The organism is Legionella resiliens (assembly GCF_021344005.1).
Lineage (GTDB): Bacteria > Pseudomonadota > Gammaproteobacteria > Legionellales > Legionellaceae > Legionella > Legionella resiliens.
The window spans coordinates 1,505,876-1,523,596 of record NZ_JAJTND010000004.1 but is presented as its reverse complement, the minus strand read 5'-3'; the positions used below and the strand labels follow the sequence as shown (position 1 = coordinate 1,523,596).

Sequence of the window (17,721 nt, the reverse complement as noted above, 5' to 3'; positions counted from 1 at the left end):
CATGATGACAGCAAAAGAAGTATCACGCCAACTTGCTCTGCGTGTTGAAGAGATCAGCCATTATTTATTGCCTAATGGTAAGAAACAAGGTCATGAATGGTGTGTCGGTAGTGTTTTAGGTGAGAAAGGAGCATCGCTTAAAGTGCACTTAAGTAGCGATAAGGCAGGAGTATGGTGTGACTTTGCCTCGGGCGACAAAGGAGATCTATTAGATCTATGGGCTCTCACACGCAATTTAACGATCTCTGAAGCTATGAAAGAAGCTACCCGCTACTTAGGTATATCTTCTCCACATTTTGAGGCTCATAGGATCTCTCATTTTGTTAAACCGCAACAAAAAATTGTACCCCTACCTGAAAGCTCTTTACTGATGAATTATTTGGTAAATGAACGTCAGTTAAAACCCTCAACGATCCAAGTCTTTCAAATTGGTGTCCATGGTGATGAAATCGCTTTCCCTTATTGGCGTGATGGTAAAGTGATTTTTATAAAATATCTTAAACTTGCACGCACCAATGGCAAAAAACAAATGCGCGTTGAAGCCAATTGTGAACCTTGCTTATTCGGTTGGAATTCAATCCCACCACAAACTCGTTCAGTCATTATTTGTGAAGGCGAAATTGATGCTATGACTTTATGGCAATATGGTTTGCCTGCACTGTCTGTGCCTTTTGGTGCTGGGAGTGGTAATAAACATGCTTGGATTGAATATGAGTTTGAACGTCTAGCGGCGTTCGATGAAATTTATTTGTGTATGGATAATGACAATGAAGGTGATCTTGCCACTAAAGATCTTATCGAACGTTTAGGCTGTCATCGTTGCCGAGTCATGACGTTACCTTATAAAGATGCAAATGAGTGTTTACAGCATGGTGTTTTGAAAGAAACCATGCATGAATGTATGACTGAAGCAAAAAGCCTAGATCCCGAAGAACTGAAGTCTGCACAAGCCTTCACCAAACAAGTGATTGAAGAATTTTATCCGCCTGAAGACAAACTAATTGGCTATGAAGCCGCATGGAATAAGACCAAGGGTAAAATCTTGTTTCGTCCTGATGAGGTATCTGTGTGGACTGGTATTAACGGCCATGGAAAAAGCCAATTTCTTGGACAAGTTATTTTAAGTGCTATGAAACAAGGAGCCAAAGCATGTATTGCAAGCCTCGAGATTAAGCCTAAACGGTTACTCATGCGTTTAACAAAACAAGCCGGTGCATTAGCACAACCCTCGCGTGAATATATTGAAGCTATTCATGCTTGGTATGGTGATAAACTTTGGTTGTTTGATTTAGTAGGGACAGCGAAGTCACAACGTTTGCTTGAAGTATTTCGTTATGCAAGACAGCGTTATGGGGTGGATGTTTTTGTCATTGATTCATTCATGAAATTAGATATTGCTGAAGATGATTATAAAGCCCAGAAAGTCTTTATGGAGCAACTCTGCGACTTTAAAAACCAATACAATTGCCACGTTCACATTGTGATTCATCCTAGAAAAGGTGCTAATGAATCAACACCTCCTGGAAAATTAGATAATAAAGGTACTGGAGCCTTAAGTGATTTGGCAGACAATTGCTTTACCGTTTGGCGTAATAAAGAAAAAGAATCTTTAATGCAAAAGCAAAATATGGGAATGTCCCTTAGCCCTAAAGAGTTGAAGCAATTAGAAGATTCTGATTGTTGGTGGTGTTGTGATAAGCAACGTAATGGAGATTGGGAAGGAAAATTTGGGTTTTGGTTTGAAAGCAAATCACTTCAATATTTGGAAAAACCTGCTCAAACACCAAAGCGATATGTTGAATATTCCTCAAGGCAAAGGTTTAACGAAGTGTAGCAAGATTCATAAAAGGAACTTTTGATTAAGAATAATTCCTATTCAGAATAATGGACGAAGAGAAGGAGTATTACTCATGGGAAGACCAAAAATAGATTACAATCCTGAGTTGGCAAAGGAAATTTGCTATGTTGTTTCATGCTCAAGCAAGGGCATTAAACAACTTTGTAAATTAAATAAGCATTGGCCTAGCCATGATACAATTTATCATTGGTTAACAATGAAAAATGAATTTTCTGACCTTTACGCGCGCGCAAAGAGACATCAAATTGAAGTGATAATTGATGAAATATTAGATATTGCGGACGACACATCAAACGATATCATTATTAATGAAGATGGAAGAGTCACTATCAATCATGAACACATCAACAGATCTAAGCTTCGTATTGATACCAGAAAGTGGCTTGCAGCCAAGCTTTGCTCCCGTCTTTATGGTAATAAAGACGAACATGTGAATCTGAAATTCCCTAATGATATTACAGATGGTAGCTCGTTAGTCAAAATGAGCTCAGAAGTATTTAGAGCTTTGGCTAATGAGGAAATTTCTCCTGAGCAAGCCCGGACTTTAGTTGTAGCAATTAAAGATCATGGAAACAATATTGTCCTTAGTGATCTTAATGAAAGGTTATCCAGATTAGAGGATACAGCTAATAATCAAGCAATCATTGAGGAAAAATAAAATGCATGAGTATATCGATCAATTGATAATCAATGGGAAATATGAGGAGGCAATTCCTCTTATAGAGGAAGTATGGGAAAAAAGAGGAGAAAGCAGAGAAAGAGTTATAGCTGATTTAGCTCGGCGGTTGGATGCTTTAGAGGACCTTAGAAAAAGGAATTATCATGGCCATGAGTCATGGTAGTTTTCTATAGCATACCATTCGTTGACATGAACATATCTACTCTACTTTAGTGTTAAAAGCTCTGAGAAATAATATTGGCAAGATAGTTAATTTTTTTTAAAGATGTATTATATGAGAAGTTTTCATCTGTTTTATATTATGCTCTTTCGCAAGGTGATTAGATTGTGTAAAGATTTATATTAATTTGACGATATAACTTATAAATTAACAATTGAGTATAGCTATGACTAAAAAAACGGGACAACATATTGTTAAAAATCCAAGTGGTGGTTGGGCTGTAAAAAAAGGGGGCTCATCTAAGGCAACTAAAATATATAATACAAAGGATGAAGCAGTTGAGCATGGTAAACAAATTGCCAAGAATCAAAAAACTGAGTTATATATACACGGACAGGATGGAAAAATTCAAAATAAAAACAGTTATGGGAAAGATCCTTTTCCCCCAAAAGATAAAAAATAGTTGATTATTGGCATGTCAGTTGCATACAGCAAAAACATTTTTATAAACTGCCCCTTTGATGATGAGTATAAAGATATCTTTCTTGGAGTTTTGTTCACAACCATATATCTTAGATATACTCCCAGGTTAGCTCTCGAGTGTGCTGACTCAGGACAAATAAGAATAAATAAAATACAAACCCTCATAACTGAATCAAAATTTGGCATCCATGATTTGTCAAGAATGGTCTCATCGGAGGAAGGTGAATATTTTCGAATGAATATGCCATTTGAGCTAGGAATTGATTATGCTTGCCAAAATATATTTCCTGATAAATTTCCTTGTAAAAAAATTCTTATATTGGATAGTGAGCGATATAGATATCAAAAAGCCATTTCTGACTTATCTGGGTGTGATATAAAAGAACATCATAATGATGTTAGTAAAGCAATAATCGCAGTAAGAAATTGGCTTGTAAATGTAGATTTAAAAAGAGCCATAAGCGGAGAAGGAATATGGTCTCAATATAATTTTTTCCAAGCTTACTTATATGAAGAAGTAGTTGTTACTGATGGTCATCTTTCAGTTGATAATGTTCAAATTTCAGAAATAATGCATCATATGGATAATTGGGTAAATAAAATTCAACACACTAAAGTTCTTTGATTTAATTATGCAGGTATTTGATATTTATATATTTTATCTTTTTTTGTAATACTCTCAAGAAATTTATCATTTTGCCGATATTTTGTATAAATTTTGAGTGAGTTTTACTATGCTTAGTAAAAAACAAATAAAGAAAAACGTATTTAAATCCTGTAAAACTTTGGGCACTCTTGTTTTTTATATTATTATTTTTGGCTTTCCCATATTTTTAATAATTATGATAGGCGAAGGACGATATTACGATATTTTTCATACTAAAATAGGACAAAATCACGTTAGCGACTGGAATGATATTGTTATAATTTTTTTAACCCTTTTTATCGTGTGTGCGGGTTGGTTACAATTTAAAAACCTAAATAAAACTAGTACAGGTGATTTTTTACTAAGAATTGATGAGCGATTTGGTTCTCCAGAAATATTAAGGGCTAGAGCTATTATTCATGAGTTTTATTGTCTGACTTATGAAAAGGAAATAGATATTAATATCCATACTTATAAAATAGCTGAAAAAGTTTTGAGCATGAAAAATAAGGTAGAAGCATCCACTGATTTTATTTATTTATATAATTTTTTAAATTTCTTAGAAACAATCGCATATTTTGCTAATAATAAATATATTTCTTCCGATGAAGTAAATGAATTATTGGGAGGGTCACTTAAATATTATTATTTAGTATTTAAATTACTAATAGCTGATAGAAGAAAAAAATATCAGAGTAATTATTATTATTGTGAACTTGAAACCTTAGCGAAAGCTATACATAAAAAAAACCCGAGTCAACCACCATTTATAAATTATTAATTGTTACTATCGATTCTTTAATTAACTTTCTACTACTTTTGAACTAAATTCATACATAAATCACTCTATTTCTGTAAATGTGGGCTTCTGTGTTTCATGATGTAGGTAATTTAGAATACTTGTACAGGCTTGAATTGCATGATCTCCATTAAAATACTCCTCCAAGTTGTCTAAATCTTGTGATTCGCCTATTTTATAGACATCCCAACGTTCTTCGGCTATTAGATGAGGATTCACTAAAAAATGAGCGATATAGTCTAGGGACGAATCAATAGTGCCTAAATTATCATATAGTATCTTTATGTCAAAAGTGATGGGGCTAATGGCTATGCATTCAATATGAGCGGCGCGTTTGTTTCTGAAAAGCTCGAATTCTTTCGCTGTTTTGTTTAAAGCCTTAGTACCTTGTTTTAATTGACTATTTTTTATGAGTGCGATAGCTAAATCCTGAGGAAGGATTAATTTTAAGAAGTCTAAAATATATTTAGAAAGGCCTTCTGCAAGCCTGCAGCATGATAGCATTATTTCCGGACATATTGTTTCCATTTGAAGCCATCCCCAGAAGGGTTCACCATACATTGCCGTGCTTTTCTGTTTATAATCGACTATGAGCATAAAAATTTTAATTTTTCTAGCGCAGCTTATTATATGTCCTCGTAATTCATAAAACCGGGCTTCATGTTCTTGAAAAGCTGTTTTAACTTTTTTTAAGTCGAGGATTGTTGGATTTTCAGGTGTGGACATTGTATTTTTCCGAACTAGTAACATTTTTTTGCTTTTAAAGAGACATTTTAAAAAATTGATTAATGATTTCATTCTATAGTCATGACTATGGCGTTAACTTATATATCAAGTAGACATTTTTAGGTACCTATATAGGTACCAAGAAAAATATTTTTGCTTTAAAAATAAGATTTAACTTTATAACATATTGATTTCACTGGCGTCCCGGAGAGGATTTGAACCTCCGACCTGCCCCTTAGGAGGGGGCTGCGCTATCCAGCTGTGCCACCGGGACTTTTGATTGACGTCGTAAGTCTACCGTCATCATTGGAAAATAACAACTTCTAAGGTGGTAAATACAAGGTTTTCATTTTTCAATTATTCATAATAAATGAGTTAATAATAAGCATATTGCAGCCTTATTGTGGTATACTTTATCGACCTTTTACTTTGAGCAATATGATGAACACGTCGGATTTAAAATATCCATTTCATTCAGCGTGGAATTTTTTGTGGCAGGTCATTAAGCCTTATCGTTGGTGGTATGTCTTAATGCTTCAGGCACCAGTGCTCACTGCGTTTTATATTTTTGCCAATAATTACTCTTTTAAACTACTGGTTGATGCGTTTTCCAGTGAAACAATCACTTCATATCAACAGGTAGTGTTCCCTATGGCATTATTTATTACTGCACAAATTGTGTTGGATGTTGTTTGGCGAATTAGTGATTTTGCAGAGTGGAAAGCGGAGCCTTATGCGCGGCAAAGATTATTGTCATCTGCTTACAATTATGTGCAACATCATTCCTATAACTATTTTCAAAATACGCCCAGTGGTACGGTAATTAGTAAATTAAAAGGCCTTTTAGATGGTTATGATAGTGTTTTTGCCAATATCCATCACATTGTAGGAAAGCACTTTTGTGTGGTTGTTGTTTCTGTTTTTGTTTTGTTGATTGTCAATTTCAGTGTGTTTTGTTTCATGCTAGCCTGGTGCGTGCTCGTTATGGCAATTATGTTACCTATGGCACTCAAACTGAATCAGCTCTCTAATCATATGGCTGAGAGCAAACATCAAGTCATAGGTAGCTTTTCAGATAATATTACCAATATTTTTTCTCTGTTTTATTTCGCTAAACGACGCGCTGAACATCGGCGTGTTCATGAGTTGATGTCCGATGATTTTGTGCCTCGTCAAATTGCTCTTTATCGGTATGACTTTAAATTTAATATGATCGGATCAGTACTGTACTGGTTCATGTTGATTGCTGTTTTTATATTTATGATTTACCTGCGTACCCACGGGAAGATTTCTACTGGGGATTTCCTGTTTGTTATGCTGACAGCCATTACCATTTCTTTTGATTTATGGACGCTCATGAGTAGTCTTTGTAATTTTTTAAAAGAAATGGGGGATTTCAAATCATCGTTCAGTATTTTATCGATGCCTCATGATGAGGTGGATAAACCCAACGCACAAGAATATCAGATTACCCAGGGTAAAATTGAATTCCAGCAGCTTTCCTTTGCTTATAATGCAGGAACTGCTGTATTTAAAAATCTTAATCTGCTAATCAAACCTGGTGAGAAAATTGGGCTGGTTGGCCATTCGGGTGCTGGTAAATCGACATTGGTTTCCTTACTGTTAAAAAATTTCAGGCCTACTTCAGGGCAAATTTTAATTGATGATAAACCCATTTTAGAGATTACCTCGGATTCTTTGCGTCAACAAATAGCACTTATTCCCCAGGATATTATGCTTTTCCATCGTTCTATTGGTGAGAATATTGGTTATGCAAAAGAAAATGCGACTCTTGCAGAGATTAAACGCGCAGCTGCGATGGCGAATATCGATGAGTTTATTGAATCTCTTCCTGAAAAATATAATACACTGGTTGGCGAGCGTGGGGTGAAACTTTCAGGAGGTCAGCGCCAACGCATTGCAATTGCACGAGCATTTTTAAAAAATGCATCAATTGTTATTCTTGATGAGGCAACCTCAAGTCTTGATACACTTTCTGAGCAAGAGATTCAACAATCGATTAATGACATGTTGGAACAAAATAATGCTACGGTCATCGCAATCGCACATCGATTGTCTACTATTCGGCACATGGATAGAATTGTAGTAATGGAAGGTGGGATGATTATTGAAGAAGGTACTTTTAACGAACTGGTAAACAGTGAACAAAGTTATTTCAAAATGCTTTGGGACAGCCAAGTCAATGGGATGGTTTTATAAAATGAAAAAATGGGTTGTTTTTTTAATTACTGCGCTTTCAGTAAACACTATTGCTTTGGCAAATAATAATTGTTTTATTGCTAAAGAGGGCGGTGTGGTGCTTAAACAAGAAGGGCGATGTACCGAGCGCCATTCGCCTTGCTCCACTTTTAAAATTGCAATCAGTTTGATGGGGTTTGATAAGGGGATTTTGATTGATAAAACTCATCCTGAATGGCCTTTCAAAGATGGGTATAATGATTGGCTGGACATTTGGAAGCAACCGCATAATCCAACCAGCTGGATAGAACACAGCTGTGTTTGGTACAGTCAGCTGATCACTCAAAAATTAGGAATGGAACAATTTAAGCATTATATGCAGGTTCTTAATTATGGAAATCAGAATGTTTCCGGTGACAAGGGTATGAATAATGGATTAGTTCGTGCATGGCTTTCAAGCTCATTGCAGATTTCACCGCAAGAACAGGTCGAGTTTTTATCGAAACTGACTCACAACATGCTGCCTGTGAGCCATTTTTCCATGCAAATGACTCATGATCTTCTATTTGTTGAGGATTTGCCATCGGGTTGGAAACTGTATGGAAAAACAGGCTCGGGTAATCCATTCAAAGCAGATGGTTCACGTAATATGGACAAGCAACTCGGATGGTTTGTTGGCTGGATAGAGAAAGGTTCACGTACTATTTTGTTTGCTCAATATATTGAGGATAATGCCAAGCCTGATTATTCAACGGGAAAACAAGCAAAAGCTATCGCGAAACAGAAATTAATGCAATTGGCTCACTCATTAGATAAAAAAGATCTTGGATAAATTGGCGTTGTATTTATAACCTGGGTGCAGCGAAGCGGAACCCAGGTTACACTATTATTCAGCGTGATCTTTGAGGTTATTCTGGATAACAATAAATCTCACTGCCACCACCTACACCGGCATGGAATATCAGTGCATCAACTCCAGCTATATCCCTTTTCTCTTTTAAACAACGGTAGCCAGGATAAGTATAATAAAAATCACCTGTAGGAACTGGTCCTTCAACGGTAGTATAAGTATGAGCACTTGTATCTACAGTGATGGGGACACTTTTCCAGGATTTGGTTTCTGTTACGATCACGCTATCAGCTAAGGCTGCCGTTGTGACAGTTAGGAGTAAAGCTGTGAGTAGTGTTCTTTTCATTTGTGCATCCTCCTTGTACATTTTTCCATAAAGTCTTTATCTTCGTTAAAAAATAAAGATACTTGATTAAATATAGCACATTTAAATTAAAAAGATTTTTTAATCAAAATGATATGAATTTTGTAAGAAATAAGTATATGTAATCAAAGAGCTTTAGGGATTCAGTTTCCCCCAAATTGGGGGAAGGTTTATTAAAAATGACCATGTCTATGACTGCCGCCATGCTCATGCATATGACCGTCATCATGACTAGGTTCTGCTCCCCGGGAGCTAGGATGTCCATGGGAGTGATCATTATTTACGTATACGGTGGTGCCAGTATCATAGTGTCCGTCATAATAAGGATCGGAGGTTGTATAAAGGGGAGAATAAAAGCTATAACTACTGTAACCAGGTGCAGCGGTGGTTCTTACAGTAGTATAGGTATTATTGTTGCAAGAAAATAAAAAAGGTAATACAAAAACAAGTCCGATAGCAACGAGGGCAATTGGTAGTATCGGTGTAAAAATAAAAGCCGATGCAAGCAGGGGGTTCGTAGCTAATGCAGCTGTGGTTGCTGCAGCAGCAGATTTTAACGTTACTGCTGCAATAACTCCTGCCGTAACTATTGCAGCAGCGGTTAGTGCTGCCATACATCTGAGTAAAAAAGTATAATTGGTATCATCTTCCTGTTTTTTCTTGGTCATACGCCACCTCATGTGTTGTACCAGATTAATCAATTTTTTATTGAAATGCATTTAATATCAATGGTCGAAATTGCATTTTCGACTGTTTTAAGATTCTACTATAGGAAGGAAAAATGTCATCTTATTTTTATTCTGGATCCCGCGGACAAGCCGCGGGACGTAGAAGTATGTGCACTACTTATTGAATAGTGGCTCATACATCAACGTTTCTAATCAAAAGTTACCCATTCTCAGGGAATCCCTATTAATCCAGGTAGTTCTATAATGGAGCTCGATGTAGGAGTTATTATTCATCATCCCAGTTTAGAGTTCCGCCGGCTTGGTATTCAATGACCCGAGTTTCAAAGAAGTTTTTCTCTTTTTTCAAATCCATCATTTCACTCATCCACGGGAATGGATTTTCGGCACCAGGATACTGCTCTGGCAAGCCGATTTGGTTTAAACGACGGTTCGCTATGAAGTGCAGGTATTCTTCAAACATTTCTGCGTTCATTCCCAAAATGCCTTGAGGCATAGTATCCTTGGCATATTGATACTCCAATGCTACTCCTTGGCGAATGAGTTGAATCATTTCTTCTTTAAATTCAGGCGTCCACAGATGCGGATTCTCAATTTTAATTTGGTTGATGACATCAATACCAAAGTTCATATGCATGGATTCATCGCGTAAAATGTATTGGAATTGCTCGGAAGTTCCTACCATTTTATTTCGACGACCCATAGAGAGAATTTGCGTAAACCCAACATAGAAAAAGATTCCTTCAAAGATAACATAGAAGGCAATTAAATCACGCAATAAACGCTGGTCATTTTCTGCAGTACCTGTATGGAATGTTTCATCGCCTAAGCTTTGAGTAAAAGGTAATGCCCAGGCTGCTTTAGTTGCTACTGATGGGATCTCACGATACATATTAAAGACTTCTGCTTCATCAAGCCCCAAACTCTCAATGACGTATTGGTACGCATGGGTATGCAGCGCTTCTTCAAACGCTTGACGTAACAAGTATTGTCTGCATTCAGGATTGGTAATATGTCGATAAACAGCGAGCACTAGGTTATTGGCTACCAATGAATCTGCTGTTGAGAAAAATCCTAAATTACGTTTGATAATCAAACGTTCGGCCTCTGTAAGTCCTTTAGGATCTTTCCAGAGGGCTACGTCAGCACTCATATTGATTTCATTGGGCATCCAATGGTTTGCACAAGCAGTTAAATACTTGTCCCACGCCCACTTATATTTAAAAGGAACCAGTTGGTTTAAGTCGGCACGACAGTTAATGATGCGTTTATCATCAACGTGAATGCGTGCAGCCCCCATTTCAAGGGGCTCGTATCCTGTTGCACCAGGATGAATTATATCGTGTTGTTGTATTATTTCTGACATTTAAATTCCCCTGATTATTGGCATGCTTCGCAGTCTGGATCGAGTATGGAACAAACTTTAGGCTCCTCAGCTATTTTAACTGCATTGAGTGCTCCATCAGTCACAGTTGATTTTTCAGCATTGGATGCACCTAAACTGCGTAAGTAATAAGTAGTTTTTAGTCCGCGTGTCCATGCATGCATGTAGAGTTGATCCAATTTCTTACCAGATGGCTGAGCCATATAGATGTTAAGTGATTGTGCTTGATCAATCCATTTTTGACGGCGAGAAGCAGCATCCACTAACCAAATTGGGTCCATTTCAAAAGAAGTTGCATAACGTTTTTTCAATTCAGCAGGAATGCGGCTGATTGGTTGGACACTCCCGTTAAAGTATTTCAAATCATTGACCATTACTTCATCCCAAAGATTCAATGCTTTCAAATCAGCAACTAAATAGGGATTAATCACAGTAAATTCGCCTGACAAATTGGATTTCACATACAAGTTTTGGTACGTAGGTTCAATGGATTGAGCTACACCACAGATATTAGAAATAGTCGCGGTAGGTGCTATTGCCATCACATTGGAGTTCCGCATTCCTTGTGTACGAACTTTGATGCGTAAGCTTTCCCAATCCAAGCGTTGTGAACGATCTTGTTCCAGATATTTATCACGGGATTGTTGTAACAGATTAATTGAATCAATTGGCAATATGCCTTTACTCCATAAAGAACCTTCATAGCTGGAATAACTGCCTCGTTCTTTAGCCAAATCACAAGAAGCTTCAATTGCATAATAGCTAATTAACTCCATGGATGAATCAGCAAATTCCACTGCTTCTTGAGAAGCATAATCAATTTTTAACTCATATAATGCATCCTGGAAACCCATGAGGCCTAAGCCAATAGGTCTGTGTTTCAAGTTGGAGTTACGCGCTTGAGGTACGGAATAATAGTTAATATCAATCACATTATCCAACATACGAATAGCAGTTCTAATGGTACGTTTTAATTTTTCCGTATCCAGCTTGCCTTTTTTGATGTGTGCAGGAAGATTAACACTCCCCAGATTACATACGGCGATTTCTTCTTCTGAAGTGTTGAGTGTAATCTCAGTACACAAGTTAGAACTATGAACAACACCCGCATGTTGTTGTGGTGAGCGTAAATTGCAAGGATCTTTAAAGGTCATCCATGGGTGGCCAGTTTCAAAAAGCATTGATAACATCTTACGCCACAGTTTAACTGCAGAGAGTGTTTTTGCGTTTTTGATAAGGCCTTGACGGGCTTTTTCTTCGTAATCGCGATAAAGCGTTTCAAAAGATTTACCATACTGATCATGTAAATCAGGTACTTCATCAGGCGAGAATAAAGTCCAATCACCATTTTCACGTACACGTACCATAAATAAATCGGGTATCCATAATGCAGTATTCATATCGTGGGTACGGCGTCGATCATCGCCAGTATTTTTTCTTAACTCGAGGAACTCTTCGACATCTTTATGCCAACACTCCAGGTAAGCACAAACAGCCCCTTTACGTTTACCTCCCTGGTTTACTGCAACTGCAGTAGCGTCAGCAACATTCAAGAAGGGAACTACACCTTGTGACTTTCCATTGGTTCCTTTGATATGTGAGCCCATAGCACGTACTGGCGTCCAGTCATTACCTAGCCCCCCTGCATATTTTGAAAGTAGGGCATTATCTTTAATTGCACTGTAAATACCATCCAAATGATCGGGGACTGTAGTTAAGTAACAGCTGGATAATTGAGGTCTAATAGTTCCTGAATTAAACAGAGTAGGTGTTGATGACATGTAATCAAATGATGACAGCAATTGATAAAACTCGATGGCTTTTTCATCTTTATCTTGCTCGCGTATTGCTAGACCCATAGCAACACGCATGAAAAATGCTTGAGGCAACTCATAACGTACACCGTGATCATGAATGAAGTAACGATCATATAAAGTTTGTAAGCTTAAATAGCTAAACTTCATATCACGCTCAGGTAATAGTGCTTTGCCGAGTTTTTCCAAATCAAAATCAGCCATTTTTACATCCAGCATTCCTTGCTTGATGCCATGGGCGACATACACTTTAAAGTATGTAGGATAGAGTTTGCTCATTTCATCAAAAGTTGCATCTGCTTGAATTTCTAATTTATTCAATGCTTCCGAACGTAAACTGTCTAATAACAAGCGAGCACTGACGTAAGTATAATTTGGTTCTTTTTCAACCAATGTACGCGCAGCCATGATTAATGCTTTATGTACATCTGCAAATTTCGCTTGATTGTAAAGATTACGCATCGCATCTTTAATAACAGGTTCTGCTTGAACATGTTCTAAATTACGGCAAGCTTCTTGAACAATCGTGTTCATGCGTTCAGTATCTAATGGCTTTAATTCACCATCAGGCATTGTGATTAGCAGGATTTTACTATCACTGGCTTGTTGTTTTAATTCATTTTCGCGGGCTTTACGGTGTTCTTCTCGATATAATACGTAAGCACGAGCAACTTTGTAGTGCCCACTGCGCATGAGCGCTAACTCTACTTGATCCTGAATGTCTTCAATGTGAACTGCACCGCCACTAGGCAAGCGGCGTTTAAAGACTTGAGTTATTTGACGAGTAAGTTCTTCAATCTGTTGGTGAATACGATCTGAGGTAGAGGCGGTACCACCTTCATCAGCGATGAATGCCTTGGTAATTGCAACTTTAATTTTCGTATCATCATAATTTACTACTTTACCATTGCGCTTAATGGTTTTTAATAAACCAGGGGCATTAGCGGTCAATTCCAGTTGACTGGTTTGCGGCACATCATTTACCGGATCAAGAATTGCGGACATTTTTCCTCCACGCAGTTTTTATTGTTATTAACAGTCGAGTTAAATTTATTCACTATTACTTAGATTATAGCAGAAAACCCAACATATTGGGTTGTATTGGGTTATTAATAACAAGATAATGTGTTTTTGCACAATGGTCAAGAGAATAATATGGGAGTATTTTGTGGATAAGTTGTGGGTTTATTCACAATTGTTTTTATGAGTAAACTAAGTAGCGTTAGCAGCGACTAATGGAGGAATCCTTCTACCTTGGAATCTATACCTTCAAGAAGCTCCTCTGACGTAGTTTTAATATCAAATGCTTCTTCAATTACTTGTATTAATTTCATAAACCAATTAAAAATCCATTTATCATTAATAGAATGTGTGTTCAAAAGGCCTCTGTCTGGAGCAGTTATCTGTTTTATATTGTCCATTAATGTATTTATTACAGCATTACATTCTTTTTCAGATAATTCATCAATAAAGTCAAAAAGTTGTTGTTTATTGTCTTTTAAAGATATTTTTTCTTTATTCACTGACTTAATTATTTTGTCAGAAAAAGATTTAAATATATTTTCTATAATCCTCTTTCTTTCATAAATATTTTTAGCATCCTCTCCATAGAAAAAGAAACTGCCTTCTAAAATTTTTTGCCCTATTAAGGTACTGGCATTCCCAAGTTTCTCTAATTCATCTAAGAAATTCTGAGCAATTTCTTTTAAAGTGTTTTTCTTGAAATTAGGTATAAGATAATTATTGGCAGCGAGATTTAATGCATGAAATGCGTTTATATCTTTTCCTTTCTCATTTCCATTCGCGATTTTAATAGTAATCACTTTTTCGCTTTTCTGAATCACAGCTGCTGCTTTCCCTAAATCCTTAATGAGGATTTCCAGGAGAATTTTTTGATGAGCGTTGATGTGGATGTCTTTTAAAAGAGACTTTAAGATTTTATCTAGTTTGGCGATTATCCTATCGGTATCGAAACCTTGTTCAGACACAACACTTTTATAAAGAGTGCTCGATGCATCGATTAAGTTTTTTTTATTTTCTGAATAAGGGAGTTGCAAAAAACGTTCTAAGGTAATTTTAAATTGTTCACCTGCCATAATGCTATCTAAAACCCCTTCGTTTCGTCTGTTCTGTTGCGCCTGAGGGGAATGTAACGTGAGAGTTGCTTTTATTTCGAGATTGTCATCGAGTAAATCATCCACCAAATAAATAAATTGATCTTTGATTTGTTCATCCAGAACATTAAAAAACTGATGGCGAAACTCAACCTTCCCTAAATCATGAATAAGCTCATCAATAGAAGGATTGGATTTTGTTCCATCACTTACTGCATGCAAAGCCTGAGAAATATTGTGAATTAAAATATACCGTTTATCTTCTTTTGAGATACTAAATAATTTTGCATATTTTGTGAGTAGGTATTCAGCCCCGGCTTTAGTTATCATGTATAAGAGCTTAATATTAATATTTAATAATTATACATAGCGACTATTAAGAGAGCCTTAGCACACGTTAAAGCGTAGAGTTTTAGCAAAATTTGGTTGTTGCACCTGACTCATGATCCCATCATTGTTCAAGTAACGTGTCAGCTGCATGGTCCAGGCTACAGCTTTGTTATCACCGAATTTCTCTTTTTTTCACAATAACAGCATCACTGACATTAGAAAATCCATGAACATTTAATAGAAACGAACCAATATGGGCATACAGTTGACTTGAGCTGCCTCCGTCCAGATTGATTGCATCAATACAGGATAGAGGAGGGGATCTGAGTAACTGGGCAAGCTTGTTGGTCGTCATTGCTGCATTGGTTGAAACAAGAATAATTATTTTTCCGTCCTCAGTGATTCCCAGGGCAGAACGTTCGGCAATACCCGGTTTAAGGGATGGAATTTTTCGTTTAATGAGCAACCGAGGCCCACTTTGAATGGCGAAATCAATATCACTATCATGATTAAAATGTTTTAAGCTGGAAATATATGCTTGATTATTTTTTATATAAAAAATTCCCCACCAGCTAATTCGTTTTAAAGGACTAATCAATTTTTTATTATTAATTCTAAGTCCAAGAGGATTAAATTCATGATCAAAAAAACCTCCATTAATACTTAAAAGAGCTTTACTGTGCTCAGCAAATTGATCTGCAGAGGCATTTTTCAGGGATAGTTTTTTTGCATTAACCAAGGCGAGTTTATTTTTATTGAGGTCAATACGAAATACATAAATATGTGCCCAGGGTGAAAGGATTCCACCAGCTAGATCCTGATACTCAATACCAGGGCTTAATGTTCGCCAATATCCCTCAGCATAGGAATGAAGAGGGACGAATGTAAGACAAAACACAAATAATAAACCGAACAAATATGATTTGTTTGCAGGATAATCATTGGTTTGTGAAGACATGTTATTGTATCCTTATGTACTCATTCAACACCACGGAATCTCTTATGCAAATTAAAACGCAACATAACAATAGTGAAGTACATAAGTCAACAACAGATTTAACCCGTCTTATGAACGAGGTGCTTGAACTTGCAAAAAAGGAAGGTGCAAGCAATGCTATGGTGGCAGTGAATAACGATAAGGGTTTTTCAGTTGATGTGCGCATGGGCGAAGTTGAAACAGTAGCATTTAGCGAAGATAAAGGTGTTGGCCTAACTGTTTATATTGGGCAGCGTAAAGGTGGTGCAAGCAGTACTGATACCTCACCTGCTGCTTTGGAAGCTATGGTTAAAGCTGCCTGTGATATAGCAAGGGTAAGTGCAGAAGATCCATGCTTTGGCTTGGCTGATAAAGAATTAATGTCTAAGAATCATCCCAATCTTGATTTATTTCATCCATGGGAGATAAGTCCCCAACAAGCTATAGAGATGGCTTTAAAATGTGAGAATTATGCATTATCGCTGGATAAACGAATTACTAACTCAGATGGAGTAAATGTATCTACATATGAATCACATAATGGATTTGCGAATACGTATGGTGGTTCAGGATTTACCCACAGCACACGGCATGGTTTAAGTTGTTCTTTGATTGCGAAGGATGGTGAGGAAATGCAACGGGATTACGACTATACAACGGTTCGTAATCCACAGGATTTGGTAGATCCCCATCTAATTGCTAAAAATGCTGTTGATCGCGCTATAAGTCGTTTAGGCGCGCAACAAATTGCAACACAAGCAACACCGGTTATTTTTTCATCACGAATTTCCAGTGGTTTATTTTTAACTTTTATTAATGCAATTAGTGGCTCAAATCTTTATAGAAAAAATACTTTTTTGTTGGATTCTATAGGACAACACGTTTTTCCAGAGTTCATCCGCATTTATGAACAGCCCCACTTGTTAGGTGCCTTGGGAAGTTCTCCATTTGATAGTGAAGGGGTTCCAACTCGTCCAAATCTTCTTGTTGAAAAAGGATGTGTGAAACAATACGTATTGGGCAGTTATTCAGCACGCAGAATGGGATTAAAAACTACTGCTAATGCTGATGGAGTTCATAATTTAACGATTGATCCTACAGCAGGTGATCTTGCTGATTTATTAAAAACTATGGGCAAGGGATTATTAGTTACAGAATTAATGGGGCAAGGAGTAAATATTATTACCGGTGATTATTCACGAGGTGCCAGTGGTTATTGGGTTGAAGATGGTGTAATCCAATATCCTGTTGATGAGATTACAATTGCTGGAAACTTAAAAGATATGTTTAAAAACATTCTTGCAGTGGGTCATGATATTAATCCCAATATTGCGACACGATGCGGCTCTGTATTAATCGAAAAAATGATGGTTGCAGGAAAATAAAGAAAAGTGAGGATCCCTGCAGAGCAGGGATCTGTTTTTAAGACGATTCATATGAGTTTAAAATGCCAAGTAATCCCATCTAGAATTAATGCCAGAATGCAAATACCCTAATAAGACAATGGAAAGGCAGAGGGATTTTATATAATCAAAAACTCGAGCAGACATCGCTAGTGTTATTCGTTTTTTACTGAATATTCAAAGAATATCATGTTTTCTATCAAGGCAGTGTACTTGCTTTGTTAATTCTTTATTCTACTCTTTAGGTAAG

The 17,721-nt window shown here is 36.7% G+C and carries 16 protein-coding genes and 1 tRNA gene; 9 read left to right on the top strand and 8 right to left on the bottom strand.

Annotated elements, in window-relative coordinates; translation table 11 throughout:
• Position 1 precedes the first annotated feature (1 nt).
• From LXO92_RS12195 to LXO92_RS12170, 6 genes are all read left to right on the top strand, one after another.
• A complete protein-coding gene (locus tag LXO92_RS12195; RefSeq protein ID WP_232891052.1) occupies positions 2–1,834 on the top strand; it encodes a bifunctional DNA primase/helicase in 1,833 nt (610 codons plus the stop codon).
• Positions 1,835–1,910: 76 nt separating this feature from the next.
• Positions 1,911–2,516, top strand: coding sequence for a terminase small subunit-like protein (locus LXO92_RS12190; protein WP_232891051.1), 606 nt, complete (start codon positions 1,911–1,913; stop codon positions 2,514–2,516).
• Position 2,517: 1 nt separating this feature from the next.
• The gene (locus tag LXO92_RS12185) at positions 2,518–2,700 is read left to right on the top strand and encodes a hypothetical protein (RefSeq protein ID WP_232891050.1); all 183 of its coding nucleotides are present in this window, start codon (positions 2,518–2,520) and stop codon (positions 2,698–2,700) included.
• Positions 2,701–2,923: 223 nt separating this feature from the next.
• Positions 2,924–3,160, top strand: a complete 237-nt coding sequence (locus tag LXO92_RS12180; protein ID WP_232891049.1) for a DUF2188 domain-containing protein — start codon at positions 2,924–2,926, stop codon at positions 3,158–3,160.
• A gap of 12 nt (positions 3,161–3,172) precedes the next feature.
• On the top strand, positions 3,173–3,805 hold the full coding sequence (locus LXO92_RS12175; RefSeq protein ID WP_232891048.1) for a hypothetical protein: 633 nt from the start codon (positions 3,173–3,175) through the stop codon (positions 3,803–3,805).
• Positions 3,806–3,914: 109 nt separating this feature from the next.
• Positions 3,915–4,607, top strand: a complete 693-nt coding sequence (locus tag LXO92_RS12170; RefSeq protein ID WP_232891047.1) for a DUF4760 domain-containing protein — start codon at positions 3,915–3,917, stop codon at positions 4,605–4,607.
• Between the two features lie 60 nt (positions 4,608–4,667).
• Here LXO92_RS12170 and LXO92_RS12165 read toward each other — a convergent pair whose 3' ends face one another.
• Both LXO92_RS12165 and LXO92_RS12160 read right to left on the bottom strand, forming a co-directional pair.
• Positions 4,668–5,351 carry a hypothetical protein gene (locus LXO92_RS12165; RefSeq protein ID WP_232891046.1) on the bottom strand — a complete coding sequence of 228 codons (684 nt, stop codon included), beginning with the start codon at positions 5,349–5,351 and terminating at the stop codon, positions 4,668–4,670.
• 197 nt (positions 5,352–5,548) lie between these two features.
• A tRNA-Arg gene (locus LXO92_RS12160) sits at positions 5,549–5,625 on the bottom strand.
• A 164-nt stretch (positions 5,626–5,789) separates the two neighbouring features.
• On the opposite strand from LXO92_RS12160, the gene LXO92_RS12155 reads away from it, so the two are divergent.
• Both LXO92_RS12155 and blaOXA read left to right on the top strand, forming a co-directional pair.
• Positions 5,790–7,571, top strand: a complete 1,782-nt coding sequence (locus LXO92_RS12155; RefSeq protein WP_232891045.1) for an ABC transporter ATP-binding protein — start codon at positions 5,790–5,792, stop codon at positions 7,569–7,571.
• A gap of 1 nt (position 7,572) precedes the next feature.
• Entirely contained in the window at positions 7,573–8,382 is an 810-nt protein-coding gene (blaOXA, locus tag LXO92_RS12150) for a class D beta-lactamase (protein ID WP_232891044.1), read from the top strand.
• Positions 8,383–8,458: 76 nt separating this feature from the next.
• Here blaOXA and LXO92_RS12145 read toward each other — a convergent pair whose 3' ends face one another.
• The 6 genes from LXO92_RS12145 to LXO92_RS12120 form a co-directional block, all read right to left on the bottom strand.
• Positions 8,459–8,746: a hypothetical protein gene (locus LXO92_RS12145; RefSeq protein WP_182349844.1), complete on the bottom strand. Its 288-nt coding sequence runs from the start codon at positions 8,744–8,746 to the stop codon at positions 8,459–8,461.
• Between the two features lie 191 nt (positions 8,747–8,937).
• Positions 8,938–9,432: a hypothetical protein gene (locus tag LXO92_RS12140; protein ID WP_232891043.1), complete on the bottom strand. Its 495-nt coding sequence runs from the start codon at positions 9,430–9,432 to the stop codon at positions 8,938–8,940.
• A gap of 286 nt (positions 9,433–9,718) precedes the next feature.
• Positions 9,719–10,816: a ribonucleotide-diphosphate reductase subunit beta gene (locus LXO92_RS12135; protein ID WP_182349842.1), complete on the bottom strand. Its 1,098-nt coding sequence runs from the start codon at positions 10,814–10,816 to the stop codon at positions 9,719–9,721.
• A gap of 14 nt (positions 10,817–10,830) precedes the next feature.
• Positions 10,831–13,653, bottom strand: a complete 2,823-nt coding sequence (locus tag LXO92_RS12130; protein WP_232891042.1) for a ribonucleoside-diphosphate reductase subunit alpha — start codon at positions 13,651–13,653, stop codon at positions 10,831–10,833.
• Between the two features lie 227 nt (positions 13,654–13,880).
• Entirely contained in the window at positions 13,881–15,092 is a 1,212-nt protein-coding gene (locus LXO92_RS12125) for a hypothetical protein (RefSeq protein ID WP_232891041.1), read from the bottom strand.
• A 172-nt stretch (positions 15,093–15,264) separates the two neighbouring features.
• Positions 15,265–16,050, bottom strand: coding sequence for a phosphodiester glycosidase family protein (locus tag LXO92_RS12120; RefSeq protein ID WP_182349839.1), 786 nt, complete (start codon positions 16,048–16,050; stop codon positions 15,265–15,267).
• Positions 16,051–16,094: 44 nt separating this feature from the next.
• On the opposite strand from LXO92_RS12120, the gene pmbA reads away from it, so the two are divergent.
• Entirely contained in the window at positions 16,095–17,453 is a 1,359-nt protein-coding gene (gene pmbA / locus LXO92_RS12115) for a metalloprotease PmbA (RefSeq protein WP_182349838.1), read from the top strand.
• Positions 17,454–17,721 lie beyond the last annotated feature (268 nt).

Bases quoted from the DNA above. Each gene is read 5' to 3' on its own strand.
- LXO92_RS12165 (WP_232891046.1), bottom strand. From the start codon at position 5,351: ATGTCCACACCTGAAAATCCAACAATCCTCGACTTAAAAAAAGTTAAA.
- LXO92_RS12180 (WP_232891049.1), top strand. From the start codon at position 2,924: ATGACTAAAAAAACGGGACAACATATTGTTAAAAATCCAAGTGGTGGT.
- LXO92_RS12120 (WP_182349839.1), bottom strand. From the start codon at position 16,050: ATGTCTTCACAAACCAATGATTATCCTGCAAACAAATCATATTTGTTC.
- blaOXA (WP_232891044.1), top strand. From the start codon at position 7,573: ATGAAAAAATGGGTTGTTTTTTTAATTACTGCGCTTTCAGTAAACACT.
- LXO92_RS12185 (WP_232891050.1), top strand. From the start codon at position 2,518: ATGCATGAGTATATCGATCAATTGATAATCAATGGGAAATATGAGGAG.
- LXO92_RS12140 (WP_232891043.1), bottom strand. From the start codon at position 9,432: ATGACCAAGAAAAAACAGGAAGATGATACCAATTATACTTTTTTACTC.
- LXO92_RS12190 (WP_232891051.1), top strand. From the start codon at position 1,911: ATGGGAAGACCAAAAATAGATTACAATCCTGAGTTGGCAAAGGAAATT.
- LXO92_RS12145 (WP_182349844.1), bottom strand. From the start codon at position 8,746: ATGAAAAGAACACTACTCACAGCTTTACTCCTAACTGTCACAACGGCA.
- LXO92_RS12195 (WP_232891052.1), top strand. From the start codon at position 2: ATGATGACAGCAAAAGAAGTATCACGCCAACTTGCTCTGCGTGTTGAA.
- LXO92_RS12130 (WP_232891042.1), bottom strand. From the start codon at position 13,653: ATGTCCGCAATTCTTGATCCGGTAAATGATGTGCCGCAAACCAGTCAA.
- LXO92_RS12170 (WP_232891047.1), top strand. From the start codon at position 3,915: ATGCTTAGTAAAAAACAAATAAAGAAAAACGTATTTAAATCCTGTAAA.
- pmbA (WP_182349838.1), top strand. From the start codon at position 16,095: ATGCAAATTAAAACGCAACATAACAATAGTGAAGTACATAAGTCAACA.
- LXO92_RS12175 (WP_232891048.1), top strand. From the start codon at position 3,173: ATGTCAGTTGCATACAGCAAAAACATTTTTATAAACTGCCCCTTTGAT.
- LXO92_RS12155 (WP_232891045.1), top strand. From the start codon at position 5,790: ATGATGAACACGTCGGATTTAAAATATCCATTTCATTCAGCGTGGAAT.
- LXO92_RS12135 (WP_182349842.1), bottom strand. From the start codon at position 10,816: ATGTCAGAAATAATACAACAACACGATATAATTCATCCTGGTGCAACA.
- LXO92_RS12125 (WP_232891041.1), bottom strand. From the start codon at position 15,092: ATGATAACTAAAGCCGGGGCTGAATACCTACTCACAAAATATGCAAAA.